This window comes from Rhodothermales bacterium (assembly GCA_017643395.1).
Classification (GTDB): domain Bacteria; phylum Bacteroidota; class Rhodothermia; order Rhodothermales; family UBA10348; genus JABDJZ01.
Genome location: JAEPNP010000003.1, coordinates 156,686 through 182,832 on the forward strand (window position 1 = coordinate 156,686; position 26,147 = coordinate 182,832).

Genomic DNA, 26,147 nt, shown 5'->3' on the forward strand with positions numbered 1-26,147 from the left:
ATGAAGCATCTTTTTTCGATTCTGCTCCTGGCGCTTCTGGTCCTGCCGGCCGCGGCCCAGAAGCATCACTCAGCCATCGACTATCCGGAGCTCCCGGATTTTGACACGCCGGAGGCCCAGCGGTTTGAACTGGACAACGGCATGGTGCTTTTCCTCATCGAGGATCGTGCGCTGCCGATGGTAAACGTTGTTGCCCGCGTGGGAACGGGCAGTGTGTATGAGCCGGGCGACAAGGTGGGACTCGCGTCCATCCTGGGTCAGGTCATGCGCTCGGGTGGCACGGAAACCGTTCCGGGCGATACGCTCAACGTCATCCTGGAGAACATCGCGGCCTCGGTGGAGACCTCCGTCGGCGCCACGTCCGGAGGCGGCAGCATGTTTGCGCTGACCGAGCATGCCGGCACCGTATTGCCGCTGTTTGCAGACGTGCTGATGAACCCGGCGCTGCCGCAGGACAAGATTGACCTGGCCAAAACGCAGATCAGCAGCGCGATCTCCCGCCGCAACGATGACCCCGGTCAGATTGCCAGTCGGGAGTTCAACGAGATTCTCTACGGATCCGAAAGCCCATGGGCGCGCGCGCCGGAGTACGCGACCGTCGACGCCATTTCGCGGGACGACCTCGTGGCGTTCCACGAAGCATGGTACCACCCCGGCAACGTGATGATCGGTGCGTGGGGAGACTTTGATGCCGAGGAGATGGCCGCTCGCATCGAAGCTGCGTTTGAAAGCTGGCAGCCGGTCCCGGGATTCCAGCGGCCACCGGCACCGGTGGCTCAGTCCCCGGATCAGGACGGCGTGTTTCTCGTGGACAAGGACGACGTCACGCAGTCAACCGTGTACCTCGGCCATCTCGGAGACATACGGGCGGATCATCCGGATCAGCCCGCGCTCACGATGATGAACCAGGTGCTTAGCGGCGGATTCTCGGGCCGCCTGATGCAGAGCGTTCGCGTGGAGCAGGGGCTGGCCTACGCCGTCGGCGGTGGGTACTCAGCCAACTTCGATCGTCCAGGCACCTTTTTCGCCCAGGTGATGACCAAGTCCGAGTCCACGGTGGACGCGGCCAACGCGGTGCTTGCCGAGATCGACAAGATGCGTGAAGCTCCGCCGGAAGAGGAGGAGGTCGCCCTGGCTCGCGACGGATACCTGAACCGCTTCGTGTTCAACTTTGACACGCGTGGCGAAGTGGTCAACCGAATGATGACGTACGACTGGTACGGCTATCCGATGGACTTCCTGGAGATCCAGAAAAGCGGGCTCGAGGCGGTCACGCCGCAGGACATCCATCGCGTATCGCAGCAGTACCTGAAACCCGAAGACATCCGCATCCTGGTTGTGGGCAAGGCGGAAGAATTCGGTGCGCCGCTCACCGAGCTCGGTCCGGTCACAGAGGTGGACATCAGCATCCCGACTGGCGAGGAGCCGGTTGAGGAGGCGACGGAAGAGTCCGCCGAGGGTGGCGTCGCTCTGCTGATGGCAGCGCGGGAAGCCATGGGCGGCGATCCCGGTTTCGGCACCCTGGAGGCCATCCTGATGGACGGCTCGCAGAAGATCTCCACGCCGGACGGCCAGACGTTTGATCTGGGCCTGAAGATGATCATTGGCATGCCGGACAACGTGCGCCTGGAGCAGCAGACGCCCATGGGCGGGCTTGTGCTCACCAAAATGGGTGACGAGTTCGGCTTCCCAGCCATGATTCCGGAGCAGATGCAGGGCCAGCTGCGGGACCAGATTCGGGTATCCATGTGGCAGTCGCCGGCCTATTTCCTGTCGCGCATCGACGCCCTGGAGGCCCAGCAGCTTGCCGATGGCGAACTGGACGGGCGCGCCGCCAAGGTGGTGCTTGTGTCCCCTCCGGACGGTGTCAATCAGTTCAGGCTGTACCTCGATGCCGGGACGAACCTGCCCATCGGAATTACCTATCAGCAAGGCCCCGTGGCAGTCAGCGAGGTGTACGGGGACTACCGGGACACCGGGGCGCTGCACCTGCCGTACTCCGTGAAGCAGTACCAGGGGGACCAGCTCGGCGGCGAGATTTCCTACAACTCGATTGAGGTGAATCCACCCGTGGACGCCTCGACCTTCCAGCAGTAGGATATCGGGCGGCTCGCATTTGCGGGCCGCCCGGTTTTTTTGTTGGTGGCTGCCGGGCCATTGGGCAGAGGTCGCTCCGCCCGCGCCCGGGGGGAGCGTTGCGGGCGGGGGTCGCCGCTTCGCCGCGGGCCGGGATTCGCGCCGGGCGGGCGTCGCCGCGTCGCCGCGAGCGGGGATTCGGGCAGGGCGGCCGTCGCCGCTTCGCCACAGGCCGGGATTGCGCCGGGCGGCCGTCGCCGCGTCGCCGCGGGCCGGGATTCGCGCCAGGCGGGGGTCGCCGCGTCGCTGCGGGCGGCTTTTCGCACCGGGCGGCCGTCGCCGCTTCGCCACAGGGCCTAAGTCGAAAACCACCCCTGGATTCCACGTTCTGAGCCTCTCAGAGGGTATCCGGGTGTAATCGACCCCCTCAATTCCACATCGGCCCCGGTGACGACGGACCGCCGTGTGGAATCAGGGGCCGACATTCCATGTCCGCGCCACGCTCAGCGCCGCGCCCCAGCGCCGCGCCACGCCCCAGCGCCGCGCCACGCCCCAGCGCCGCGCCGCCCCAGCGCCGCGCCTCGCCTAAAACCGCGCCTTCACCCCCAGCACAACCGTGCGACCAGGCAAATACCTCGGATCCTGGCGCAGTTCGCTCCCGTCGTGCAGCAGCCGCCAGTCGAGCTCGTTGCGCCGGTCCAGCAGATTCTCCACCTCGGCGTAGGCCTCGAGGCTCGCACGCGGTCGCCAGCTCAACGAGACGTCGAGGGACACTCGATCGGGCAAACTGTGGGCGTCGGGATCGCTCAGGTTCCACCTCCCAGCGGTCGCGAGTCTGCGATAGTAGTCGTAGTAGGCCTGCCTGAGACCCCATCGCATGCCGGACTCCCAGGTAAGCCGTGCGCCGGCGCCGACACGATTCCAGGAGGCGTTGTGCGCAAGCGCAAGCGTTCGCGGCACGGACCACGGCGCGCTCGTTGTGCGGCCGCCGAACAGCGCCGCCGAGGTCACGCGATCCCGGGAGAGGCGCAACGTCGCCCGCGTCAGGCCAAGCGGGTTCTCCAGCTCGTTGTCCACCACGATTCCGATGTGTCGCGCGTCCTGTCCGGCGAGGAAACGATGGCCGTCCGGGCGATTGTCCAGCGTGGGAGACCACAGATAGTTGGGCGTGCGCCCGCCGTCGACCCGTTTGGCATATGCCTCCACGCGCGTGCGCAATGCGCCGCGCTGCCATTGGGCAGCCGCCGCGACGTGCACGGCCCGCGGGGGACTGAGCACGCCAGGCACCGGGAGCCAGATGCGTGTGGACGGCACCACCTCGCCCGCATTGACCGTGCTGTAGTCAAACTGCAGCACAAACTGCCGATACAGGCCCGCCGACACTCCCGCGGTCAGGTCGGGAGAAAAACGCCAGCCCAGCCGCATGCGCGGCTCGGCGTACACAGTGGTCCGAGTGGAGTGCCAGGTAAACCGGGCGCCGCCTTCGACTACCAGGCGCTCGCCCTCGAATCGGTCGCTGAGCCAGAAGGTCAACCGTCCCATCTGCTCCCGGGCCGCCTCATTGCGGTACCCCACCACAAAGGCGTAGAGCGTGTCGATCCCGCCACCGCGATCTATCAGAAACCCGCGCGTGGCTCCGGCCGACATATCCGCCGCTCCCAGCGCATAGGCACTGGTGGTGCCGATGGCCTCAAGTCCCATCGACACGAAATGCCGGCCCCTGGCCGCGTCCAGCCGCGCGTCCACCTGCCACTCATCCAGTCGGTTTGAGTTGCTCAGGTCGATGGGCAGGTCGCCCTCCGCCAGGTTTCCCGAGTCCACCTCGGCCGCAAACTGGTCCGCCCGGGGGTTGGCCAGACGGTACCCATGCTGGTACCGGTACCTGCTGAAGCGCATCGAGCCGCTGGCAAACGCCTGTGTGCCCAGCAACGCGCGCACGCCCACCGCACCGGTCGACGTTCGCCACTGATGACGCGCGACGGCGCTGAGGAATGGCTGGGCATCGGCAACGGCTCGTTCGACGCCGTCTGCGCGGCGATCCCCGGACAGGCCCCGACGACCGTGATACGCGGTGCCATGCACGCGCAGCCCGGGTCGGGTCTCGACGCTCCACGCCGCGTTCAGGTCGGAAAACGATGCGGTAGGTGCCAGGTCTGAGAACGAGTACAGCTCGTTGACTCTCGACTCGTTCGCGTTGGCCAGTTCACCGGTAGGGGCAAACAGCAGGAACGGGTCCGTCGTGGACCAGTCTTCCAGCGTGCCAAGCACCGAGGAGGGCCGCGTGCGACTCAGATGGGACGTTCTCCCGGACGCACGAACACGACTGCGCCCCTCCGATACGACCAGCGAACCTTCGGTGGCGTGGGAGTTGGCCTCCGCCACGAACCCAGGCACGCCGCCGAGGGTCTGCCCGAAGTCGACCACGCCGCCCAGCAGGCTGCCGGTCTCCGCTCCGAAGCCGGACTGATACACCCGGATCCGATCCACGGCCTGCGAAGAGAACGGTCCGAAGAGACCCACCAACTGCCGTGGGAAATACACAGGGTGGCCGTCCAGTCGCAGCTGGAGATCACCCGCAGCACTGCCGTGGATCTGCAGGCCACCGGTGAGGTCACTGACGGCCCCAGGCATGCGCACGCGGACCTCGCCGACCTGTCGGCGGGCATCGCGAGCAGTCGGGGGCGATGCGGATTGCTCGATGACAATCGGCGCCGCTTCAATGGGCGCGGTGCGCAGGGGAGCCACGATGCGTGTCGCCGAGCCGGAGACCACATCGACCGAATCCTCCCACGCGCCATAGCCAAGGTGACTGACGGAAATGCGGTAGCGGCCCGGGAGCAGGTCGGCCAGTACAAAGCGTCCGCCGGCGCCGGTCACGGCCCAGCGCGCCTCCGGGCCGACGCGGATGTGCGCCAGCGCCAGGGGATTGCCCGTATCGGCGTCCTCCACCTGACCGGTCACGACGCCGTACGCCGCCGGCAGCGCCAGGGAAGGACCGATTACGTAGGTCCCGGAGGCGCGGCGGAAGTATTCGAGACCCGTGCCGGACAGCAGGCAGGCCAGGTAGACCTCCACATCGCCAGTGGACACGCCGCAGGTCACGCGCACGCCGCGAACCCGATCGGGGTCGTAGGCGACGGCCGTGCCCGTGCGTTCGGCGAATGTGCGGAGTGCGTGGTCGAGATCAGCGCCTCGCACATCGACACTCCACGATTGGGCCGCGGCCGGCACTGCCATTAGCAGGCCGGCCGCAAGCAGCAGACTATGTTTCCAGCCCGAGATCACGGACGGAGCTGAATCCCGAGCCACCAGTCCGTTCGGCGGGTGTCGTACTGGTCGGACCAGCGCGGCGAGATCAGAAGGCGCACATCCACCTGGCTCGAGGGCCGGGCCGTGATGCCCAGGATGGCACCGGTTTCGATGACTGTCCGGAAGCTCGACGGTTCTCGGAAGCTCTCGCCGAACCGGGAGGTCACGCGGGTGACTCCGTTTTCGGTGACCTCCCTGCGATGAATCATGGCGATGGTCTCATCGTCAATCTCGACGTCCTGATGGGTGCGCGTCACGCCGGCCACCAATTGGAAGTGGGAGGACAGATCGTGCCAGAGAAGCACGGGTATCTGCAGGGAGGATCGGCGGGCCCGGTATTCCCATCGCACTTCCTTGTCCTCGATGAGCTCCTGGTCCATGGCGTTGGACTCCACGTAGTCGCCATCGGTCCAGAAGTTGGACCACGCCATGCTCCACCGAGACGTGACGTCTTCCCGGGTATCGAGCGACTCGACGGATCGGGCACCGGCAGCGCCGATCAGCAGGCGGGCCTTGCTCGACACCTGCCAGTCCAGGCCCACGTGCAGTCGCTGCTCATTCCCATCGCCGGTGCCAGTGCCCAGTCGCTCGTCAAAGTTGCTGGACGCGTACCGGTGGTCGTATCGGTAGGACGTGTTCGGGCGATTGGAATAGTTCTCCGATTGGGTGGAGTCATCCACCAGCACGCGCCCGGAGAGATCCAGCGATTGCCACCGCCCGGTCCAACTCACGGACAGCAGCCGGTTTTCGTCGATTTGCTTGCGCAAGAACAAGTTGCCGCGGGTGGCGCCGCCCTCGCGCTGAATGAGGGACTCATTGAGTGAGCCCGAGCTGTGCAAGGAAAACTCCTCGGAAGCGGGAAGGCCCCGCAAGTAGTGGAAGCGGGACGCGCCGTCCTGCCACTGCGTGCCCTTGCCCGAGAGATAGCCCAGCGAACCACCAACCACCACGCGCTCGGAAACCTGCCCGTGCGCGCCGACCGAGAAGTCCAGGTGGTCATACTCCTGATTCCTGGAATCCCACTGGGACGAGAAGTTGATCTCCTGAACGGTCGCCGGGCCCGGATTGTGGAAGTTGCCCACCTCGCCGTTTCGATCGAAGGAGGCCGACGCTATGCGCGCGCCCACGCGCCACGTGTCAGACAACTGGAGAGCCGCGAAGGCCGACGGGAAGTGACCGGTGGTGCGCATCTGGTCTGAGCCGCCCGCCACCTGGGTGACGGGATAGCCCTCGTCTACCGCCGCGTTCGCCATGTCGAGGCCGCGATACAGGTTGTTCGGTACGTCGTAGTACGCCTGCGCATCGGTCGCCAATTGGTAGGTGATGCCCACCGTGAGATCGGGCGTGCGATTCGGCGCGGGGTTGGTGATGAACGCCAGGGACATCACTGGTTCAGCCGGCCGATAGGTCTGAATGTGGTAGCGTGGCCAGTAGCCCACAAAAGACGACAGCGCCGCGTCATAATTGACCCCGTACAGCGGATAGTAGTAGTCATGTCGGGCCGCCTCGCGCGTGCTGCGAAAGTCCACATACGCATACGACGATGAATCCTGCTGCGCCAGGGAAGGCGTCAGGTGCAGGTTCAACAGAGGGTCATTGAGCAGGCCAGGCACGCCGGTGCCGAAGCCTTCCAGGCCGTAAGGGTTGACGAACGCCGGCTTGAAAAAGAAATCGACGTTCTCGAATGCCTTCTGCAGCGCGCGGTTATCCGTGTATTGCGCAGAGGCGGGCACGGCGGCGGCCAGCACGACCACCGCGAAAAGAGAGCAGACGTGTTTCATGGCAGAGTCAGGAATTGGTCGGTTCGACCACCAGGTAGATCCAGTAGTCTTCATCCGGAATGGGTGAGGGGACGGAGCCGGGATAGGGACTGGCGGAGATCATGGTGACGGTGACGCCAAATGCGCTGCCAGTGGGCGAGTCACCATCCAGGTTGCCGCGACGGACTAGTCGCAGTTCATCCACCACGTTGCCACTGATGGCGGACACATTGACCACGATCCGGCCCTCCCAAATACAGTCGGCATTGATGGGACACCGGCTGTCCTCCACGATTTCGGAGAACACCAGCCGCACACCCGCTGCGGCCTGCGCCGCTTCACCAAAGTCGAGTCGGAAGACGTCGGTAGCCGGCGTCAGGTCCACACTCCGGACCTGGTACATGATCTCGTCATCCACCGCATCGGCGAGCCAGTCGATGGAGATCTCGGTCGGATAGCCCAGTTCGGGATGGTACGTGACCGTGAGTTCGTCCGCTTCGCGAGTGGCCTCCTCGATGAGGTCAAAGAGCTCATCGACGGTCGGGATGTACTGCCACCAGGTCTCGTCCACCACCCAGTAGTCTTCCTGCTGCTTGATGGCGGCCAGTGAATCGTCCCGGACAAAAATGTGCAGTTCACCGGAGCCCGCGCAGAAGCAGCCGCGAAACAGCTGCATGTCATAGTCGGCGGACGCGGAAGACTGCCAGCGAGCCCGGGCCTGCTGCAGGTCTGTCAGCTCCGTCACGGTGCCCGGACCAGTCAGCGTGCAGCCCGCAAGCAGCAATGCAGGGAGAAGAAGAAGGTGTTTCATGGCGATTACAGCTGGGCGATGCGGCCCATGAACAGCACGGAGCCCGAAATCCGCTCCCGAATGAAGAGCAGGAAGGGGCGATCCAGCGTGACGCGGAGTGGTCCGCTGCCCGCAGACTCCACAATGATGACGGTGGTGACGGCGGCGGCCTCGGTACCCTCCTCATTCACGTCGAGCACGGCCTGGTGGATCACGTCGTCAATCCACGGTCCGCCTCCCTCAACGAGCCGCGTGAAGTCGGCCGAACCCGGGGCAAACGCAGCCTCCATGCCCATGCTTTTCAGCATGGGAACCAGGCTTTCCTTGTACTCCACCTTGAACCGCGGCATCGACAGTATGACGTCGGTGGGGGATAGCTCGGTGGTCCAGGCTGCCACATCATCCGCCTGCAGTTCCGCAAGCACATCGTCCGTGGTGAACCCGGGCTCGGGCAGCACGACGGTCATCGAATACAGCGAATCACCGTATGGCAGATCCACAGCCGTGTAGTTGGCGTGTCGGAAGGCCGGCAGATCGGCCTGTTGGGCCATCATGGGGACCTGAGCGGTGGTGCCGTCCGCGTTGGCGAAGCTCGCCTCCCGCGTCTCATTGGGGTCGAATTCGTACAGCCACGTGCCCTTGAAATAGATGGCGTTGATCAGGTACATGACCACCGATCCGTCGATCTGCTCGATGACCTTGTCGATGAGGCCTTCGGTCTTTTCGTCGACCCAGCCGTTGATGCGATCCACCGTAGCAGGATCATTGAAGTCCGCCTCGGCCACTTCTGCCGCGAAGTATTCCCGGTTGGTATCCAGGAACTCCGAGCGAACGGGATAGCCGTTCCGATACCAGATGGAATTGGCGATGCGCAGGCGCACCACCGGATCCAGCGTCTCCAGGAACGAGGCCAGATCGCGGTAGGAACTGTTGACCTCCTCCGGGTTCAGGGAGCCCTTGCGGAGCACCGACACCATCTCGTCGTAGGTCTGCCCGTTCGCGCCATTGGCCGTCATGCCCAGGGCAAACGACACCGACGTGGGGCTCATGAACACGTTTCCTTCCTCGCCCTGGACGAGCTCATTGAAGAGCTGCAGCCCGAACGCGTTGTCGGTACGCACCACCTCCTGCACGCGCGCGGGCAATTCGGCCGGCGGATCGACATGCGGTTCGTCCGTAAAAGAGCAGCCGGCCAACAGAATGACCGTCGCAAGCACAGCGAAAACTCTCATTGTGCGGGTTCTATGGTATATCCGCCCAGCACCGGGCGGTAGGTGAGATTGAGTGCGAAGCAGATGGCGTCGAGCACATCCTCGAGTTCACCTGCCGAGGGAGCCACGTAGGTCGTGGGTCGATCCGAAACGGAAGCGGCCGCGCTGAGCGACACGTCAAATCGCCTCTCCAGAGAGGCCAGCGCGTCCCGCAGGGGGAGATCCACCAGCGCGATGCCGCCGGTGCGCCACCCCGACGCCTGTGCCGGTGTGAGTCGCTCTTCACGGGCGATGCGGTCCGCGGCGATGCGCACCGTTTCTCCCGGGACCAGCGTTTCCGCAGATCCGGAGGCTTCCACGCGCACGCCGCCTTCTTCCAGCGAGACCAGCGTTTCCGGCCGCTCGGCTGCGGGCCAGGCGCGCACGTTGAAGCGCGTACCCGTCACCACAACGCGGGCGTTGAAGGTCTCCACCGCAAAGGTGCGCTCGCCGTGCGCGACGCCGAAGAACGCCTCTCCCTGAAGCTGAACTTGCCGCTCGGAGCGGAGCAAGAACGGCTTCCAGGCGATGCGACTTCCGGCGGCCAGTGTGACCCCCGTGCCGTCGGGAAGCGTCACCTGTTCGGTGGCGCCGGCGGCAACCGACACCGTGCGGGTGCGGAACTGGTCAGCGGTGGTTATGAGCAGTGCGAGCGTGGCAACGGCCAGGGCAGGACGAAGCCACGGGAGGGCAGTGCCGCTGGATGCCGTGCCGCGAGCCGCGGAGGCGCGCGAGCCGCGGAGGGCCGAGCGCCGGACCGCGCGAGCGCCGGAGCCCACAAGGGCGGAGTCCGCCGCCGTGCCCAGACCGGCCTCGCGCGCCGCACGCACGGTGCGTTCCGCGAAGTACGGCCCGAAGCTTTCGGCGCGGTCCTCTCGGGCCGCATCGGCAATCAAACGATCCAGATCAGCCATCGATCACCCCTCCGAGCATCTCGCGAAGACGCTTCTGGGCGCGGGACAGGCGAGACATGACCGTGCCCTCGGGGATGCCGAGGATGGCTGCCGTCTCGGCGGTAGAGTGCTCCTGCACCAGTCGCAGAACCGCAACCGACCGGAAGTCGGCCGGCAGCGCGCGAATGGCGGAAGACACCAGGGTGCCCAACTCGGTGCGTTCCAGCGCCTTGTCCGCCGGCAGTTCCGGAGCCTCAAACCGATCCTCTGGCGGACCAAAGAACCATCGCCTCATGCGCTGGCGCCGTTTGATGGCGTTCAGCGAGAGGTTGATGGCTGATCTGGTGAGGTAGGTGGACACGTCGGCGTCGCCGCGGAAGTTGGCTGCGTTTCGGAAGAACCGGATGAAGACCTCCTGGCCGATGTCCTCCGCGTCCGGACCGCGACCGATCATGCCGATCACGGTGGCAGCGACCACACCTTCGTACTGGTCGACAAACGTCTTCCAGGCGTCGGCATCTCCCTGCCTGACCCGGTCCAACAGGGCGGCACCATCCGGATTCGCCCCTGAGGAGGCCATGCGAGCTTCTTCAGCCATGTTCGGTGAGTTAGACAACCGATCTTCCGCGCTCATTCCCGCCGACGACGAAAAAATCTGATGCGGGCCCGGAAAGTCCCGCTAGAGCACCGTGAGGGCCGGAATTCCGGCCTCAACCACCCCGTCTTCAGCCAGACGGTCCAGGTAGGCCTGCTCAATGGCGCCCTCGGTGCCGGGAATCGAGGCCCGGCGCACCCGGACATAGTTGTCGGTGAAGCCGAGCTGGTGCATCTCGCCCTCGCGTTCCCACAGGACTGGACGGGAGGTGCCCACAAAACGCGCATTGAACGCCATGCGCTTCCGGGTGGACAGGAGCCGCAGCGTGCGGTTGCGCTGCGAGCGCACGCCCCGATTCACCACGTCGGTGCCAAAGCGCTCGACCGCCACCGTATCAGGCCGCTCTGAGTACGTGAAGACATGCAGGTAAGAGACGTCCAGGTCTTCCAGGAAAGCGGCCGTGTTGCGGAAGTGCGCATCGGTCTCGGCCGGAAAGCCTACGATCACGTCCACGCCGATGCAGGCGTGCGGCATGTCCCGCCGGATGCGGCCCACGCGGTCCGCATAGACCTGTCGCCGATAGCGCCGCCGCATGGCACCCAGAACCTCATCGTCGCCACTTTGCAGGGGAATGTGGAAGTGGGGCTGGAACGCGCGAGAGCCCGCGACAAACCCGATTATCTCATCCGTCAGCAGGTTCGGTTCGATGGAGGAGATTCGGTACCTGGCGACCCCATCGACTGTATCCAATGCGCGGAATAGGTCCAGCAGACTCTCGCCGGTATCCTGGCCGAACAGGCCAATGTTCACGCCGCTGAGCACGATCTCCGAGAACCCGTCCCGGGCAATGGATCGCGCCTGCGCCACGGCACCGGCGATGGTGTGGCTCCGGCTGGGACCGCGCGCCGCGGGGATGGTGCAGAATGAGCAGGAATAGTCACAGCCGTCCTGCACTTTCAGGAATGCGCGCGAGCGCTCGCCGGCGGCGTGGGAGGGACCGAAGTCGGTCGCCTCGTCGATGCAGGAGACGTGTACCTGCGTCTTCTCCTGTTTGACAAACGCGTCCGCGTACGCAAAGACCTGGGACTTTTCGGCGGTGCCCAGCACCAGATCCACGCCCTCGATCTCCGCGATTTCCTCAGGGCGAAGTTGCGCGTAGCACCCGGTGACGATGACGTAGGTGTCGGGATTCAGGCGCAGTGCGCGCCGGATGGCCTGGCGACACTTGCGCTCGGCCTCCTCGGTCACCGTGCAGGTATTGATCACCGCTACATCCGCTTCGCCGCCCCAGGGCACGGCGTCGAACCCGCGTTCCTCGAACGCCCGACTCATGGAGCCGGTGTCCGCATAGTTGAGCTTGCAGCCCAGGGTATGGAGGGAAACGCGCATAGAGGCAGAATGAAGGCGCGCGTGCAACGAAAAACATAGATTCGTGTTCAGGATTGAGGCCTCAAGGCCCGCCCATCGATCCGTTCCACCACCGAATTCACGCATGTTCGCACGGGAAGGCTACGCGCTGATTGCCGCATCGGCCGTGATTGGCGCCGCCCTGGTGCTGTTGTCGTTTCAGGTCGGTCAGCCCATCGCCGCTGTCGTGGGCACATTGGGCGTCCTGGTGTTCGCGTTCACACTCTGGTTCTTCCGCGATCCGAGTCGCACTCCCCCGGACGATGTGGAGGAGCTTCTCCTGGCACCCGCGGACGGCAAAGTGGTCGAGATCGTGCAGGAGGAAGACCGCCTCTACCTGAAGGGCTCGGTCAAACGCATCTCCATCTTCCTTTCGCCGCTGAATGTGCACGTCAACCGCTCGCCTGCCACCGGCGTCATCGAGTTTGATGAGTACGTGCCGGGCGAGTACCTGGTGGCCTGGCATCCCAAGGCCAGCGAGAAGAACGAGCGCTCACAATTGGGATTGATGCACGCCTCCGGCACCAAGGTGCTGTTCAAGCAGATTGCGGGTGCGGTGGCGCGCCGCATTGTGTACCACGTCGGCGTGGGGGACAGTCTGAAGGCCGGGGAGCGTTTTGGCATCGTCAAATTCGGCTCCCGCATGGATGTGATCGTGCCGCCGCACATTCCTGTGTTCGCCGAAGTGGGGGACCGGGTCGTGGCAGGGGAGACCATCCTGGGGCATCTGATTCCTCAGGGGGCGGAAGCCACCACGAACGCAGAAGCTGCGGAGGCCAGGTAGATGTCTGGCGTAGGCAAGCAGCGGCGCATCCGGCAGCGGCTGGAAACCTACCGCGCCAAGCGCGGCGGACGGGTCCGCCGGCGACTGCCCCCGACCACCGTGCCGTCCTTCTTCACGCTGATGAACCTGTTCAGCGGATTCCTGGCCATCATCCAGGCGTCGGAAGGTCGGTTTGAGAACGCGGCGTGGCTGATTGTGCTGGCGGCGTTCTTCGATCTTCTGGACGGCATGATGGCGCGCCTGACCAACGGGTCGAGCCTGTTCGGTGTCGAGCTGGATTCGCTGTCGGACATTGTCTCCTTTGGCGTGGCACCGGCGTTTCTGGTGCATCAGTACGCCTTGGGCGAGTTCGGCCTGGTCGGCCTGGTGGTGTCGGCCCTGCCCGCCATCTGTGGTGCGGTGCGGCTGGCGCGCTTCAACGTCAACTTCGACGGAGAGAAGAAGCCCTTCTTCGAGGGCATGCCTATCCCGGGGCAGGCCATGTTCATTGTGGCCGTGCTGCTCAATGCCTCCTGGCTGGACTCGCTGCCGGGCATCGACACCACGCAGATCACGTTCCTGGGGCCGATCATTGTACTGATGTCGGTGCTCATGATCTCGCCGATTCGGTTCGAGAGCATGCCCAAACCATCTGCGGAATTCCTGCGGGCGGAGCCGCGCAAGGGGCTGATTTACGTGGGCGCGCTGGTCCTGATGCTGATTGTCCCGCGCGAAGGCGTGCTGATCTGCCTGAGCACCTACGTGTTGGTCTCCATCTGGAGAACATTCTCTGAAGCCGGCCGCGCAGCACTGCGCTCATCGCCCGTAGAAAACGCGGAGAATGCCTCCGGGGACGGGAAGGCTTCCTGAGGGACCGGGGTATATTGCGCCAGAGAAACCGCCTCGAGCCCTGATGCCTTACCACGTATCCGTCGAAATCACCCTGCGCACCTCCATTCTGGACCCGCAGGGCAAGGCCACCCAGCATGCGCTGGATCAGCTGGGTTTCACCGGCATCGAGGACGTGCGCATTGGCAAGTTTGTCGAGTTGACGATCGATGCGGACAGTGCTGAGGCCGCCCGCGAGCGGGCCACCGAGGCATGCCGCAAGCTGCTGGCCAACGAGGTCATGGAGGACTTTACCGTGCGCGTAGAGGAGGCGCAGACCGCATGAGTGAGCAGACGCAGACAGAAGTCCTGGTAGAGGAGGCGGTAGCCGTTGGCGCGCCGTGGCGTGTGATCCTTTTCAATGACGAGATCCACGCTTTTGACGAGGTGGTGATGCAGGTGGTGAAGGCCACCGGTTACAGCGTGCGTCGCTCCACCGAGGTCACGCTCGAGGCGCACCATACCGGCAGCTCGTGCGCCTTTGTGGGCGACATCGAGGAGTGCCTGCGCGTGCAGCGCGTGTTGCGCGAGATCGGTCTGATGACCGAGATGCGGGGCTAACTCCGAGCTCCGGGGCGCAGCGTTGCGCCAACGCCCCCGGAGAAATCTATCGACTGGCGAACCCGGGCCCGCTGGCCTTGGCATCAATGCCCAGCGCCGTGAGTGTCGCGTGCGTGAATCCTTCGCCGTAGAGGCCCTGGTCCCGCTTGAAATACTCCAGGCCGGCCAGGGTAGAGGGGCCGGCGATGCCGTCCACGCTGCCCACGTCATATCCGAACTGGATCAGCGATTCCTGCACCCGCATGATCAGGTGACGGTCCAGGCTGTCTTCGCAGACTGCCGGCAGCCACGCAAACCCTTCGCGTGCGGCGTCTAGCACTTCCGTGCTGACGTATTCAGCGGGGATGACCACGCCGTCCGCGCTGCGCTCGGGGCGCTTGAGGACCTGGATGACTTCCGGGGCCTCCATGTTCGGGGCTTTCACGAAGCAGGTACCCGGGGCTTCCTCGGCCGGGGCATCGGCCTCGGGCTGCGACTGGGGAGCGGGCGCATCATCTGAAGGCATCACGCCCGTCCAGCCGATGGGCGTACGGGAGCCTTTCTCGGCGCGGGCGCCGCCGTTCCAGGTGGAGGATCCGGCGCTGCCGGCGCAACCAGACAGAAGGAGGACGCCAGCGAGGAGGTAAGCGGTTGAGAAGCGTGTCGACATGACTTGAGGAGGGGAAAAGCCTGTACGGGGGCGGAAAAAAGTGCTCCCGAAAAACACGCTTTCGGGCGCATTCACCTACCGGACAAACGCTGTACCCATCGCGCAATCCGGGCGAAGACGCACTCCATGCGCCTCAGGAAGCCCCTTTCCGGTGTAGAAGCGGTCGCGGGCACGGTTCTGGCATCCGCCGTACGCGAGCATTTATCGCCTACAACCCCTCCTGACATGCACCGCAAGCTCTTCGCCCTCATTCTCGGATTCCTGGTCGTGCTCCCGCTGTCGGCCCAGAACTCGGAAACCGGCTACGCAAGCTGGTACAATCGCGGCTTCAACGGTCTGGCCACGGCCAGCGGCGAAGCCTATGACCATGAAGGCCTCACGGCCGCGCACCCCACTCTGCCGTTTGGCTCGATGATCCGGGTCACCCGTGTCGATGACGGCCGCTCGGTGCTGGTCCGTGTCAACGACCGCATGAAGTCCGGCCCTGGTCACGTCATCGATCTCTCGGGTGCCGCCGCGCGCGCCATCGGCATGATGGACTCGGGCGTGGCCCGCGTGCGCCTCGATCAGCAGGCCGGTCAGGCCGTCGCTACCGTTACGCCCGCCTCAGAGACCATCGCCCCGCAGCGCGGAAGCTACACGCTGCAACTGGGCGTTTTCTCGAACCGACCCGCCGCAGAAGCGGAAGCCGGAAAGCACGAAGCCGCCTGGATTCAGACGATCTCGAGTGCCAACGGGACCATGTACCGGGTCTACTACAGCGGATTCGACAATGAGGAGGCCGCCCGTTCGGCCCAGCGTCGCCTCTCATCGCACGGGTTTGACAGCTTTCTCCGCACGCTTCAGTAGGCCCCTCGCTTAAGGTCGGCCGCTTTTGGCTGATCCCGGAAGTGAAAACCCCTCTTTCCGTGAGAAACCTCCTGTTCGTACTTGCTCTGCTGACCGTGCTCCCCGAGAGCCCGGCCTCCGCCGCGGTGTCCGTTCCCCTGACGGACGTCGTGGAGCCGATCGAGTACACCCTGCAGGTGGCCACCTACAGCTCCCGCACCCAGGCCGCGGATGTGCTGAGTGCGCTGCCTGATGCGTGGGTGGAGGAAGTCCGGAAGGACGGCAGCACGCTCTATCGCGTGAACTACAAACGATTCCGCGACCGCAACGCGGCGCTGCGGGCGCAGTGGGATCTGGAAGATTTAGGGTACAAGAGCTTCGTTCAGAGGCTCTATACATAAAGGGAACACAAGCGTCCCCCCGGACTAGGGCGCTCTGCGACGGCAGGGCGCCCTTCTCTAATTCTGGCGTTTTGGCCGATCGGCAAAAAAATCGGCCGACTACCAAGAAATTGGTAGTCATCGCTTAAATCGCGTAGTCGCAGAACCGATATAGGGTTCGTGCCCGGTACGCTGCCCAGCAGCAAGCCCGCGTACGCGTCTCACGACGCGGCACTACATATCCACCACATCTGCGCGGGCGTGGTGACAGGTCGCCTCCACGACAGGCGAACATCCTTGTCACCTATGAAAGCCCGCACACTCACACTTCTGCACCCGGCGCCCCGGCTCATTCTGCCGCCCGCCACGGAGGGTGCCGCCGCCCGTTCACTGGCCACGCTCTGCGCCATTTCTCCGCGCCGCGAGCTGTCCGCCATTTCCGAGGACCGCGTGCCCGGGCGCATCAACTCCACCACGCCTGACGGTGCCGCGAACCGCGTACACGTCCGTCACACGCGCACCGGAGACCGGGTTGCCATCTCCCTTCGATTCCGGCAGCCATGACCACTTTTTGACTGATTGCTTTGGGGAGCATCAGACAAATGCGGCTTGGTCTCTTGGGGGAGAGGCCGAGCCGCACTCATTTTCGGGCGATGGGCTCTGTGGCGGGCCCGCGGCCTACGGCTCAGGGCTCAGGTGCCCGCTTTCCGCGCAGCGCACCCGCCCGCCGCTTACGGCAGGAAGATGTAGTTCAGCTTGATCAGGAAGGCGTTCGCCGGGAAGAAGTCGAACGTATCGGTGAGCTGCGAAAAGCTGCCGACGTCGTATGGCGAGGCGCTCAGGTTGTCCAGCGGGTCCAGGCGCAGGCTTTCGCCGCGTGACTGCGACCAGACCAGGTAGAGGGTCGAGCCGGGGCGGTATTCCCAGCGCAGCACCGTATTGGTCTGAAAGCGGGAGAGCGAAAAGTCGTGTCGCTTGGGATGATGATCGAACGCCGCCAGGTCGTCCTGTCCGGTCTGAAGCTGGAAACCGTCATACCGGCCGCGGGCGCCGAAAAGCTGACCGTAGAACTGCACGCTGAGTTTCGGCGTGAAGGTGACGTCGCTGCGCAGCGTCACGTCCATCGATCGCGTATCGCGGCTGCCGAAGACCGAAGCACGGACCGCATCGCCCTCATTCAGGGCCAGGGCCGTGACTGCGCTGCCGGCTGGCAGGGCCATCCATTCGTCCTCCTCCAGGTTCGAGGGGTCGGTGGCGATGGTACCCATCTCGAGGCCGGCAGCCGTGCGGCGGAAGGCCTCATTGGAGACCCAGGCCGTGCGATTGTCGGACCTGGAGGCGCCGATTTCGGCGGACAGGTTGAGGCGGCTGGACACGTTCCATTCGCCGTCGAGGCTGGTGCGGAAGTCGGCGCCGCCTTCGGAGTCGCGCTCCAGGTTGAAGGAGGGGCTCACCTGCCAGAGTTTGCGGGAGTCGGTGCGGAACGAGAGGCGTACCGAATGGGCCGCCGGGCGGGCATAAGGCAACAGGCCGCGAGTTTCGTAGAGGTCGTAGCCGCCGAGCACGTTGTCGGCCTCATAACGCACGTCGATGCGCTGGAAGCCCCTCGTCACCAGGTTGGAGCTGACATTGACGCCAGCGCCCTGGTTGATGCGCTCGGCATAGGACCAGCTCTGCCAGGTGAAGGCGCGCACGCTGCCGCGCAGGAACGGACCAAACGGCTGGCCACCGTTCATCTGGTAGCTGGTGAACAGCGACCCGCGCATGAAGTCATTTCTGCGCAATCGGCCTAGATCGTTCGGATTGAACGTGTCCGAGAAGAACCGGAAGCTCGAGCCCCAGGTGACCGTGCCGCTGATGCGGTCAAAGCCGAACGAACCTGCCACGCCGCGCTGATTGTCGCCGATGCCGGCACCGCCGCGGTCCGAGAAGGAGAAGAAGCCGTCGATGGCATACCGGTTGCCGCCCATTCGGATATCCCAATCCAGGCCGCCTGTGTAGGCGCGGATCTCATCCTCGCTGCGGTCGGTGGCTGTGACGATGCCGCCCACATAGGAGAAGCGCCCCAGCTCCTGGCGCGCCCGGGCCAGGGTGAACAAACGCGTCGGGTCATAGTCGGCACCTGTCGATGCGCCGAGCACACCGAAGGAGAGTCCGTTGTCCGTGCGACCGGTGATCTTGCTGGCGCCGATGATCGGCTCCCGCGCACCAATACGGCGGGTGTAGAGCAGGCTGCCGTCGAAGTCCAGCCGGAAGTTCATGATCTGCGCGCCCTCGACGAAGAAGGGCCGCTTCTCATCAAAGAAGGTCTCGAAGGCCGTCAGATTGAGCTGCGCCGGGTCGGCGTCCACCTGCCCGAAATCCGGATTCACGGTGGCATCCAGCGTGATGTTGGAGGTCAGGCCGACCTTCAGGTCTACCCCCATGTCGATGTCGGAGCTGGAGGCGCGCTGTCCTGCCACATCGCCTTCATAGGTGTCGATGCGGGAGACGGAGTAGGGGAGAATCTGCACGTTCCGGGCTGGGTCAAGCCCCGAAATCCCCATCAGCCGGCCGTACCGGGCCACATAGCCACTGCGGCGCTCCGTGCGGGGCACCATGGCCCACTCAATGGTTTCGCTGGTCCGCGGAATGTCGCGGCGGAAGTTGATGCCCCACGTGTCCGCGCCGCTGACGAAGCGCAGCATGGTAAGCGGGATGCGCATTTCTGCGGTCCAGCCTTCACTGTCGATGCGCACCGCGGATTGCCAGACCGCATTCCAGGTCTCGTCCGTGTCGCGCGTGGTGATGCCGTCAAACTGCACGCCCGCGGCGTTGACGCCGAAGGTGTAGGCCGTCTTGCGGTCGAAGTAGGAGTCGATCGACGCAAAGAACCAGTCCGCCTGGTTGGTATCGTCCCGGCGGCCCAGCGTCGCGGAGATCTCAGACGGCTCTGAGTCGAACAGGCGGGCGCCGATGATGATGGCATCCGACGTGTACAGGACACGCACCTCCGTGGCCTGGGACGGTTTCTGGCCCTCGTTGGGCTCGAACTGGACAAAGTCGGTGGCCGGTGCGGCTGTCAACCACGCCGCCTCATCGAGACGTCCGTCAACCCGGTGGCCGGAATCCGCTCGCTGCACCGGAAGTATCCGGTCATCATTGAGCGTGGGATCCGAAGCAGTCGCCGGGGGAGCGATCGTCAGAAGGAGAAAAAGCGGCAGGAATCGTTTCATGTGGGAGACTTTTGAGCCGGTACAATCAGGGGAATGGGTAACGAAGGCAGAGGGTTGCCCGCCTGCCGTCGCGTTCAGCCGCTTGTCGCAAGAAGCATTCCCGCAGACGCGGAAGCGCTTCGCTGGATGCGCTCCAGTCACCAAGAAGTGATGAAGGACGAATACAGAGAACCAGAATCAGAAGAAACGGCTGACCTGAAGGTCAAAGGGTCGCGGTTCATCGGCCGAATCATGCGCGTTTTGTCACAGGATGAGGCGGATGAGAAGCTGCGCGCGCTGCGGAAAGCGGAATATGATGCCACGCATCACTGCAGCGCGTGGCGCATCGGCCCTGAGGGGGCGCTGACCCGGTTCAACGATGACGGTGAGCCCAACGGTTCGGCGGGCATGCCCATTTTGCGGCGCATCGAGGCGGCAGACCTGACGAACGCCATGGTCGTGGTGACCCGGTACTACGGCGGCACCAAACTCGGCACCGGCGGCCTGGTCAGGGCCTACGGGGATACGGCCGGTCTGGTGGTCGATGCGGTCCGTGTGCGCACGTGCGTCATCCGGCTGCCCGTGGCCGTGACGTTTGACTATGACGACACGTCACCGGCCATGCACACGGTGAATCAGTTCGATGCCGTGATTGCCCGGAGCGAGTACGGCGATCGGACCACGCTGTATCTGGAGGTGCGGCGCAGTGAAGCGGAGGCGTTTGAGGCCGCGTTTGTGGAGGCGCTGAGCGGGCGCGGGGAGGTTGTTGCGGGTCAGGTCGATCCCTGACGGGGGGATCAACTCGATCATAAGCCGGTTACGATGATCATGACCGATCCCGTGAGAGAGTACCTGTCCGCCATCGGACGAAAAGGTGGTCGAAAGAGCCGGCGAGAACTGGACTCCGGGACGGCGCGCGACATGGTCCGTGTTCGGGAAGCTCGCAGAGCGTTCAGGCGGTTCCACGCCCAGTGCTTCTGGTCGTCGCCGCCGACTCTGAAGATCGGCCTGGCAGACGTGCACTGGGTCTGTCAACAGTTGAAGCGCCACGGCGGGAGAGACGCGTGGGAGGTCGCGACAAAGCTGTGCCGTTAACGAGACTGCAGCACGAGATTCTGGGCATCATTGGGCCCGTAAGGACACCGGAGAGCTATCTGGCGGGGGGGACAGTCCTCCACTTCTCGCCAAACTCGACGCGCTGCTCCCGTGACCTCGACCTTTTTCATGATGCCGTGGAGCACGTCGCCGAGGCCTTTGCCGAGGACAGCGAGTTGCTTACTGGAAACGGCTTCACGCTGAAGATCGTCATCACGCAGCCGGGCTTCATCCGCTCCATTGTCAGTCGAGCCGATAAGGCGACGCAGATCGACTGGGCGCGGGACTCGGCATGGCGGTTCATGCCGGTCTCCAAGAGCGAGTTGGGTGGGTACGTGCTCCACGATATCGACGTCGCGACGAACAAGGTTCTGGCGCTCGCTGGACGCGAAGAGGCGCGCGACTTCGTGGACATCCTGTACGTGATGGAAAATATCCTGGCCCTCGGTCCGCTCATTTGGGCGGCCGTAGCCAAGGACCCGGGGTATTCGCCGCATTCCCTGCTCGAGCAGCTTCGCCGGCGGGGTCGCTATCGCCCTGAGGATTTCGAGCGGCTGGATCTTGTGAAGCCGTTTGACCTGTCCAGCGCGAAGGGACGGTGGAGCGATGCACTTGATACCGCCCTCGACTTCCTCGATTCGAGACCCATGGACGAGGCCGGCTGTCTCTACTACAGGGAATCCGACGGAAGATTCGTCAGCCCAACATCAGGACCCCTGGCAGCGCAGGGTGTCGTGACGCACTTCGGCCGGGTCGGAGGCATCCTGCCGAGGCCGGCCTCGCCGTAACTGCGGGCGGAGATCGCCGGGGCCTGGGCCCGCCCTTACTTCCGGTCGCGCCCGTCCTCTAGGGCCGCCACAGCAAGCCGGTCCACGCGGTTGTTGAGCTCATCGTCCGCGTGGCCCTTCACCTTGACCCACGCGACATCGTGCTGCTCCACCAGCTGATCCAGCACCGCCCAGAGATCCCGGTTCTTGACGGGCTGCTTACCGGCCGTTTTCCAGCCGCGCTTCTTCCAGTTCTCCAGCCATCCTTGCTTGAAGGCGTTCACGACGTAGCTGGAGTCCGAGTGCACGGCCACCGCGCAGCGCTCCTTCAGTGCGCGTAGCCCCTCCAAAACCGCCATCAGCTCCATGCGGTTGTTGGTGGTTTCCTTCTCGAAACCGGTGAGCACGCGCTCATGCTGCCCGAACATCAGCAGGGCCGCCCAGCCGCCCGGACCCGGGTTACCCGAGCAGGCACCGTCCGTGTATAGCGTCACTTTCTTCACGCGTGCGGCACCCCAGCGCTGAGGATTCGTTGCATTCGGCTGACTTGTGTTCTCTAGATGTCAGGGGCCGCCAACGTACAGGCCCCCGGCGGGGTCCGACCCGCGCCCACTCAACACTGCTCTCCCATGAAGTTCGTCGACTACGTCACCATCACCGTGCGCTCCGGCAAGGGCGGCCCCGGCGCCATGTCCTTTCGGCGCGAAAAGTATGAGGCCATGGGCGGACCCAACGGCGGGGACGGCGGGGGAGGCGGATCGGTCACCGTGCGGGGTGACGCGCACCTCTACACGCTGCTGGACCTCAGGTACAATCGGCATCACTTTGCCGAAAACGGCGCGCCCGGTGGCAGCGCCAACAAGACCGGGAAGAGTGGGGAGGACATCATCATTCGGGTACCGCTCGGCACGATCCTCAAGGACACCGACACCGACGAGTATCTGGGGGAGATCACGAATGAGGGCGATGAGCTTGTGCTCGTCAAAGGCGGCCGCGGCGGTAAGGGGAATACGTTCTTCAAGTCCGCGACCAACCAGGCGCCCCGGCACTCCCAGCCCGGCGAACCTGGCGAGGAGCGCAACGTCACGCTTGAGCTCAAGCTCATGGCCGATGTCGGGCTCGTGGGATTCCCCAATGCGGGCAAGTCCACGCTGGTGAGCTCGCTGTCTGCCGCCAAGCCCAAGATTGCCGACTATCCGTTCACCACGCTGGAACCCAGCCTGGGCGTGGTGCGCGTGGATGACTACGAGTCCTTTGTGATCGCGGACATCCCCGGCATCATAGAAGGTGCCCACGAGGGCCGCGGGCTCGGCATTCAGTTCCTGAAGCACATCGAACGCAATGCCGTGCTGCTGTTCGTCATTCCCATTGATGCGGAAGACCCCGGGGAGACGTACAACGTGCTGCTCGGTGAGCTGGAGGGCTTCAACGAAGACATGCTGCGCAAGCCGCGCATGATCGGCATCTCGAAGACGGATCTTTTGCCGAAGGACGAGCTGGATGACTACCTCAAAGAGGTGCGGGCCACCCTGCCGGAGGACATCCAGGTGCTGGCGTTCTCGGCCGTCGCGCGCCAGAGACTGGACACACTGACCCGTGCGCTGTGGACGCGCGTGGAGGATTCCCGGAGTCTGGTGTGAGCCGCGAGGACGCCGAGGGTCCCGAACCGTTTGAGCACGGGTTCGTGCTGCGGCGAACGGACGAGGATCGGGAAGCCTTCGTTCGTCTTGCGCTGTCGGATGGGATCGGCACGGTGACCGTTCGGGCGCTGCTTCAGGAGTGCGGGGGCAGTGCTGCAGCGATACTGGATATTCCGGAAGCCCGGCTGCGCGGCCGGCTTCCGAAAGACCGGATCAGCGCGATCCTGGCTGCTCGAGATGTAGAGGTCCCCGACCGGCCGGTGCTGACGCCGGCGCATGACGACTATCCCGAGCGCCTTCGCCTGCTGACCGACGCCCCGCTCGCGCTGTGGTGGTGTGGCCGACCGCTGACGGAAAGACCGCGCGTGGCCATGGTCGGGAGCCGGAGGGTCAGCGAGTACGGCAGGCGCATGGCGGCCCGCATGGCCCGCGACCTGTCCGATGAAGGGATTGAAGTGGTGAGCGGAATGGCCACGGGAATCGACGGCGCGGCGCACCGCGGTGCTCTTGAAGGCCGCTCGGGCACGATGGCCGTTATGGCAACGGGCATCAACCGCGTGTTTCCGGCCGTACACAGGGCTCTGGCCCGCCAGATCGAGGCGGACGGTACGCTGCTCACGGAACGCCCGCCGGGTCGCGGTGCCGGGAGCGGCACCTTCCGCAATCGAAACCGCATCATTTCCGGTATATCGGACGCGGTTGTGGTGGTGGAGGCCAACGACAAAGGCGGGGCGCTACTCACGGCCGCGCTCGCTGAGGACCAGCGGCGTCCGCTCTGGGCCGTTCCCGGGGACATGGACCGGAAGTCGGCGATGGGCAGCACCAAATTGCTGACCTCGCGGCACGCCACGCCAGCGTGGAGCGCTTGGGACCTGATCAACGCGGTGACGGGGAGGGAGAAGCCCGCGCAGCCCAAGCAGCCCGGGCCGGCCGGAGCGCTGTTGCCGTACCTGGGTCCGGAGGGTAGGACCGTGGATCAGATTTGCCGCGAGACCGGCAAGTCGGTGTCGGACATTCTGGTGCTGCTGCTGGATTTACAGCTTCGCGGGGTGGTGAAGGAGCTGCCGGGGAAGCGCTACGTGCCGGTGTGAGGATCGCCGCCCCACCCCACGCGTTCCCGCCGCCATGACCGATCCCAATTACCCCGAGCGCATCGACACCGAGGTTACCCTGGAGGTGCCCCCAGGCTACCGCGAAGAGGGGCGGCTGGACCTGTACGTGACGCGCTTTCTGCAGAACGTCTCCCGGTCCAAGGCTCAGAAGGGCATCAAGGAAGGGCGTGTCACGGTCAACGGGAAGGTGATCAAGAAGGTGTCCCACCCCGTGCAGCCGGGAGACCGCATCGTGTGCACCCTGCTCAAGCCGCCTCCGCTTGAGATCGTGCCCGAGGCCATTCCGCTGGATGTGCCGTTTGAGGATGAGCACCTGCTGGTGGTCAACAAGCCGCCGGGCATGGTGGTGCACCCCGCGTTCGGGCACCGAACCGGCACTTTGGTTCACGCGCTGCTGCACCATCTGGGCGCGGGCACCGTGTCGTTTGAGGAGGAGGAAGAAGAGCCCGAAACGGACGATGTGGGACTGTCCATGATGAACGCCGGACCCCGGTTCGACGGCGACGCGGCGCTTCGCCCGGGCATCGTGCACCGGCTGGACAAGGACACCAGCGGGCTCCTGGTGGTCGCGAAGAACGAGGGCGTGCACGCGGCGCTGGCCAAGCAATTCGAGCAGCGTACCACCCGCAGGCGCTATAAGGCCCTGGTGTGGGGCACGCCTGACCCCGAGGAAGGTCGCATCGAGGGCGCCCTGGCTCGACACCCGCGCGACCGCAAGAAGATGGCCGTTGTGCGGGAGGACCGAGGCAAGTTCGCCGCCACCAACTACCGGGTGGAGGAACGTTTCCAGTACGTCAGCCTGGTGTCATTCGTGCTGGAGACCGGTCGTACGCACCAGATCCGCGTGCACGCCAAGTCCCTGGGCCATCCAGTCCTGGGCGATGGGACCTACGGCGGCGCCGGCGTCGCGCGCGGCCCGGACACGGCCAGGCGACGGGCCTACTACCGGAATCTGTATGACCTCTTGCCCCGGCAGGCGTTGCATGCCGAGACGCTCGGGTTCAGGCATCCCGTGAGTAGGGAAGAGATGGATCTGCAGTCTCCGATTCCCGCGGACATGGCGGCGGCGATGGAGAAGCTGCGGAAGGGGGAGCCGGGTTGAATTTCCGACTCGTGGAGCGGCACGCCCGCAGAATCCGGGAATTCGATCACTGGAAACACCGGAAGTATGTGGCGGACGTCCCGTTTGCCTCCCCGTCGGAAGCGATCGCCAGGTTCATGGCCAGCGAGCAGTTCCACGATTGGTTGAGTGGACCCGAGCCAGAGACCCCGGAGGCAGCCGCGGCGCACGAGAAGCGCTTAGAAGGCCAGCGTTTGCAGTTTGAAGAGGGGCGCGCACAGAAGCCGCATCTGTACGCGGCCGAAGTCCATGAGACGCCACCGGTCCACGGGCCGCTCTTGATCTCTCAGCTGTCCGAGTCCTCGTATCGGGAGGTATCCGGTGTCGAGGCTACTCGGCTGTTTCGCGATCACCTTATGGCCCAGGGGCTTTTCGAACAGCCGGCCGAACTAGCCCCCCTCATCGATGAGTTGGCACAAGGGCACACCCTGTTCTGGTTGGTAAAGGATCCCGAAGACCCCGACTTGCGGCTGTCCTACCACATGTTCGATCACTTCGCCGAGCTGTTGGCGATCGGCGAACAGGTGATTCACCTGGTGATGGTGGCTCGAGACTAGGCGGTCCTAATCTGACTCACGATCGCCTTCGTCTCGGGGCGCCTTGCCGGAAAGCTTGCTTTCGACAAGTCGAGTTTCCTCGGGAGTAAGCTCCAGGAAGTCGGAGGCGTCGCCAACCTGCCAACCGGCCGCGCGAAGGCGTTCAGCCTTCTGCGCGAGCGGATTCTTGCGAGCGCCGGAGAAAACGTATTCGAGTTTCATAGTCGAGCAAACGACACTCAGTCAGGTTCCGTTCTCACACCGCATCCACCGGCGCCCCTTTCGACCGCCGCGAAAGAATGTCCACGTCTACCAGCGTACTCCCTCCGCATCGATTGCACGACATCACCGCATACTCCCGTCCGGCCATCTGCACATGGCTCGGCGCAAAAGTGAACCGGGAATTCTGACAAACAGGGCACCGGCTGCGGGCTGAGGCATACCGGAGCATGGCGGCGAGGCGGGATCCACGTAGTTGCATGACGCAAGGACGCGCGGCCGCCCGACCTTTACAATTGTGACATGTGTGCGCAG

At 64.6% G+C, this 26,147-nt stretch carries 25 protein-coding genes; 14 read left to right on the top strand and 11 right to left on the bottom strand.

The annotated features are described in order from the left end of the window. Entirely contained in the window at positions 1-2,097 is a 2,097-nt protein-coding gene (locus tag JJ896_11195) for an insulinase family protein (GenBank protein ID MBO6780207.1), read from the top strand. A 564-nt stretch (positions 2,098-2,661) separates the two neighbouring features. On the opposite strand, the gene JJ896_11200 is transcribed toward JJ896_11195, so the two are convergent. The 7 genes from JJ896_11200 to mtaB form a co-directional block, all read right to left on the bottom strand. Further along, positions 2,662-5,385: a TonB-dependent receptor gene (locus tag JJ896_11200; GenBank protein ID MBO6780208.1), complete on the bottom strand. Its 2,724-nt coding sequence runs from the start codon at positions 5,383-5,385 to the stop codon at positions 2,662-2,664. Next, entirely contained in the window at positions 5,358-7,166 is a 1,809-nt protein-coding gene (locus JJ896_11205; protein MBO6780209.1) for a hypothetical protein, read from the bottom strand. Before JJ896_11205 ends, JJ896_11200 begins: the two co-directional genes overlap by 28 nt. Before the next feature lie 7 nt (positions 7,167-7,173). Continuing rightward, positions 7,174-7,956, bottom strand: coding sequence for a hypothetical protein (locus tag JJ896_11210; protein MBO6780210.1), 783 nt, complete (start codon positions 7,954-7,956; stop codon positions 7,174-7,176). A 5-nt stretch (positions 7,957-7,961) separates the two neighbouring features. Then, positions 7,962-9,167, bottom strand: coding sequence for a hypothetical protein (locus JJ896_11215; protein ID MBO6780211.1), 1,206 nt, complete (start codon positions 9,165-9,167; stop codon positions 7,962-7,964). Beyond that, complete coding sequence (locus JJ896_11220; GenBank protein MBO6780212.1) at positions 9,164-10,099, bottom strand: FecR domain-containing protein; 936 nt, start codon at positions 10,097-10,099, stop codon at positions 9,164-9,166. Before JJ896_11220 ends, JJ896_11215 begins: the two co-directional genes overlap by 4 nt. Further along, entirely contained in the window at positions 10,092-10,676 is a 585-nt protein-coding gene (locus JJ896_11225; GenBank protein ID MBO6780213.1) for an RNA polymerase sigma factor, read from the bottom strand. The genes JJ896_11220 and JJ896_11225 overlap by 8 nt, the downstream gene beginning before the upstream one ends. A gap of 81 nt (positions 10,677-10,757) precedes the next feature. Next, complete coding sequence (gene mtaB, locus JJ896_11230) at positions 10,758-12,062, bottom strand: tRNA (N(6)-L-threonylcarbamoyladenosine(37)-C(2))-methylthiotransferase MtaB (GenBank protein MBO6780214.1); 1,305 nt, start codon at positions 12,060-12,062, stop codon at positions 10,758-10,760. Between the two features lie 103 nt (positions 12,063-12,165). Between mtaB and JJ896_11235 the strand changes: the two genes are divergently transcribed. The 4 genes from JJ896_11235 to JJ896_11250 are packed head-to-tail and all read left to right on the top strand — an operon-like array spanning position 12,166 to position 14,292. Then, positions 12,166-12,864, top strand: a complete 699-nt coding sequence (locus JJ896_11235; protein MBO6780215.1) for a phosphatidylserine decarboxylase family protein — start codon at positions 12,166-12,168, stop codon at positions 12,862-12,864. Then, positions 12,865-13,713, top strand: a complete 849-nt coding sequence (gene pssA, locus JJ896_11240; GenBank protein ID MBO6780216.1) for a CDP-diacylglycerol--serine O-phosphatidyltransferase — start codon at positions 12,865-12,867, stop codon at positions 13,711-13,713. It begins immediately after the preceding gene. Between the two features lie 43 nt (positions 13,714-13,756). Then, entirely contained in the window at positions 13,757-14,017 is a 261-nt protein-coding gene (gene purS, locus JJ896_11245) for a phosphoribosylformylglycinamidine synthase subunit PurS (GenBank protein MBO6780217.1), read from the top strand. Continuing rightward, a complete protein-coding gene (locus tag JJ896_11250) occupies positions 14,014-14,292 on the top strand; it encodes an ATP-dependent Clp protease adaptor ClpS (GenBank protein MBO6780218.1) in 279 nt (92 codons plus the stop codon). Before purS ends, JJ896_11250 begins: the two co-directional genes overlap by 4 nt. Before the next feature lie 46 nt (positions 14,293-14,338). Here the strand turns inward: JJ896_11250 and JJ896_11255 are convergent, their stop codons facing one another. Then, positions 14,339-14,941 carry a hypothetical protein gene (locus tag JJ896_11255; GenBank protein ID MBO6780219.1) on the bottom strand — a complete coding sequence of 201 codons (603 nt, stop codon included), beginning with the start codon at positions 14,939-14,941 and terminating at the stop codon, positions 14,339-14,341. A 225-nt stretch (positions 14,942-15,166) separates the two neighbouring features. On the opposite strand from JJ896_11255, the gene JJ896_11260 reads away from it, so the two are divergent. From JJ896_11260 to JJ896_11270, 3 genes are all read left to right on the top strand, one after another. Beyond that, positions 15,167-15,790 carry a septal ring lytic transglycosylase RlpA family protein gene (locus JJ896_11260; protein MBO6780220.1) on the top strand — a complete coding sequence of 208 codons (624 nt, stop codon included), beginning with the start codon at positions 15,167-15,169 and terminating at the stop codon, positions 15,788-15,790. Positions 15,791-15,849: 59 nt separating this feature from the next. Next, positions 15,850-16,170: an SPOR domain-containing protein gene (locus JJ896_11265; GenBank protein ID MBO6780221.1), complete on the top strand. Its 321-nt coding sequence runs from the start codon at positions 15,850-15,852 to the stop codon at positions 16,168-16,170. 285 nt (positions 16,171-16,455) lie between these two features. Next, on the top strand, positions 16,456-16,713 hold the full coding sequence (locus JJ896_11270) for a hypothetical protein (GenBank protein ID MBO6780222.1): 258 nt from the start codon (positions 16,456-16,458) through the stop codon (positions 16,711-16,713). A 167-nt stretch (positions 16,714-16,880) separates the two neighbouring features. Here JJ896_11270 and JJ896_11275 read toward each other — a convergent pair whose 3' ends face one another. After that, positions 16,881-19,364, bottom strand: coding sequence for a carbohydrate binding family 9 domain-containing protein (locus tag JJ896_11275; GenBank protein ID MBO6780223.1), 2,484 nt, complete (start codon positions 19,362-19,364; stop codon positions 16,881-16,883). A gap of 126 nt (positions 19,365-19,490) precedes the next feature. Between JJ896_11275 and JJ896_11280 the strand changes: the two genes are divergently transcribed. Together JJ896_11280 and JJ896_11285 are read left to right on the top strand one after the other, a co-directional pair. Beyond that, entirely contained in the window at positions 19,491-20,132 is a 642-nt protein-coding gene (locus JJ896_11280) for a YigZ family protein (GenBank protein MBO6780224.1), read from the top strand. Between the two features lie 443 nt (positions 20,133-20,575). Further along, positions 20,576-21,226 (top strand): hypothetical protein, encoded by a 651-nt coding sequence (locus tag JJ896_11285; protein MBO6780225.1) that lies wholly within the window; start codon positions 20,576-20,578, stop codon positions 21,224-21,226. A 35-nt stretch (positions 21,227-21,261) separates the two neighbouring features. On the opposite strand, the gene rnhA is transcribed toward JJ896_11285, so the two are convergent. After that, positions 21,262-21,708 (bottom strand): ribonuclease HI, encoded by a 447-nt coding sequence (rnhA, locus tag JJ896_11290; protein ID MBO6780226.1) that lies wholly within the window; start codon positions 21,706-21,708, stop codon positions 21,262-21,264. Between the two features lie 126 nt (positions 21,709-21,834). On the opposite strand from rnhA, the gene obgE reads away from it, so the two are divergent. Genes obgE through JJ896_11310 form a run of 4 tightly spaced genes read left to right on the top strand, consistent with a single transcriptional unit; the run spans position 21,835 to position 25,634 of the window. After that, positions 21,835-22,845 (top strand): GTPase ObgE, encoded by a 1,011-nt coding sequence (obgE, locus tag JJ896_11295; GenBank protein ID MBO6780227.1) that lies wholly within the window; start codon positions 21,835-21,837, stop codon positions 22,843-22,845. Then, a complete protein-coding gene (gene dprA, locus JJ896_11300; protein ID MBO6780228.1) occupies positions 22,842-23,936 on the top strand; it encodes a DNA-protecting protein DprA in 1,095 nt (364 codons plus the stop codon). Before obgE ends, dprA begins: the two co-directional genes overlap by 4 nt. A 34-nt stretch (positions 23,937-23,970) precedes the next feature. After that, positions 23,971-25,059, top strand: a complete 1,089-nt coding sequence (locus tag JJ896_11305; GenBank protein ID MBO6780229.1) for an RluA family pseudouridine synthase — start codon at positions 23,971-23,973, stop codon at positions 25,057-25,059. Beyond that, positions 25,056-25,634 (top strand): hypothetical protein, encoded by a 579-nt coding sequence (locus JJ896_11310; GenBank protein MBO6780230.1) that lies wholly within the window; start codon positions 25,056-25,058, stop codon positions 25,632-25,634. The genes JJ896_11305 and JJ896_11310 overlap by 4 nt, the downstream gene beginning before the upstream one ends. A gap of 6 nt (positions 25,635-25,640) precedes the next feature. Here the strand turns inward: JJ896_11310 and JJ896_11315 are convergent, their stop codons facing one another. After that, on the bottom strand, positions 25,641-25,835 hold the full coding sequence (locus JJ896_11315) for a hypothetical protein (GenBank protein MBO6780231.1): 195 nt from the start codon (positions 25,833-25,835) through the stop codon (positions 25,641-25,643). Positions 25,836-26,147: the final 312 nt, after the last annotated feature.

Excerpts from the sequence above, each read along its gene's own strand:
- JJ896_11195 (MBO6780207.1), top strand. The coding sequence starts at position 1 with ATGAAGCATCTTTTTTCGATTCTGCTCCTGGCGCTTCTGGTCCTGCCG.
- JJ896_11205 (MBO6780209.1), bottom strand. The coding sequence starts at position 7,166 with ATGAAACACGTCTGCTCTCTTTTCGCGGTGGTCGTGCTGGCCGCCGCC.
- JJ896_11210 (MBO6780210.1), bottom strand. The coding sequence starts at position 7,956 with ATGAAACACCTTCTTCTTCTCCCTGCATTGCTGCTTGCGGGCTGCACG.
- JJ896_11215 (MBO6780211.1), bottom strand. The coding sequence starts at position 9,167 with ATGAGAGTTTTCGCTGTGCTTGCGACGGTCATTCTGTTGGCCGGCTGC.
- JJ896_11220 (MBO6780212.1), bottom strand. The coding sequence starts at position 10,099 with ATGGCTGATCTGGATCGTTTGATTGCCGATGCGGCCCGAGAGGACCGC.
- JJ896_11225 (MBO6780213.1), bottom strand. The coding sequence starts at position 10,676 with ATGGCTGAAGAAGCTCGCATGGCCTCCTCAGGGGCGAATCCGGATGGT.
- mtaB (MBO6780214.1), bottom strand. The coding sequence starts at position 12,062 with ATGCGCGTTTCCCTCCATACCCTGGGCTGCAAGCTCAACTATGCGGAC.
- JJ896_11235 (MBO6780215.1), top strand. The coding sequence starts at position 12,166 with ATGTTCGCACGGGAAGGCTACGCGCTGATTGCCGCATCGGCCGTGATT.
- pssA (MBO6780216.1), top strand. The coding sequence starts at position 12,865 with ATGTCTGGCGTAGGCAAGCAGCGGCGCATCCGGCAGCGGCTGGAAACC.
- purS (MBO6780217.1), top strand. The coding sequence starts at position 13,757 with ATGCCTTACCACGTATCCGTCGAAATCACCCTGCGCACCTCCATTCTG.
- JJ896_11250 (MBO6780218.1), top strand. The coding sequence starts at position 14,014 with ATGAGTGAGCAGACGCAGACAGAAGTCCTGGTAGAGGAGGCGGTAGCC.
- JJ896_11255 (MBO6780219.1), bottom strand. The coding sequence starts at position 14,941 with ATGTCGACACGCTTCTCAACCGCTTACCTCCTCGCTGGCGTCCTCCTT.
- JJ896_11260 (MBO6780220.1), top strand. The coding sequence starts at position 15,167 with ATGCACCGCAAGCTCTTCGCCCTCATTCTCGGATTCCTGGTCGTGCTC.
- JJ896_11270 (MBO6780222.1), top strand. The coding sequence starts at position 16,456 with ATGAAAGCCCGCACACTCACACTTCTGCACCCGGCGCCCCGGCTCATT.
- JJ896_11275 (MBO6780223.1), bottom strand. The coding sequence starts at position 19,364 with ATGAAACGATTCCTGCCGCTTTTTCTCCTTCTGACGATCGCTCCCCCG.
- JJ896_11280 (MBO6780224.1), top strand. The coding sequence starts at position 19,491 with ATGCGCTCCAGTCACCAAGAAGTGATGAAGGACGAATACAGAGAACCA.
- obgE (MBO6780227.1), top strand. The coding sequence starts at position 21,835 with ATGAAGTTCGTCGACTACGTCACCATCACCGTGCGCTCCGGCAAGGGC.
- JJ896_11305 (MBO6780229.1), top strand. The coding sequence starts at position 23,971 with ATGACCGATCCCAATTACCCCGAGCGCATCGACACCGAGGTTACCCTG.
- JJ896_11315 (MBO6780231.1), bottom strand. The coding sequence starts at position 25,835 with ATGAAACTCGAATACGTTTTCTCCGGCGCTCGCAAGAATCCGCTCGCG.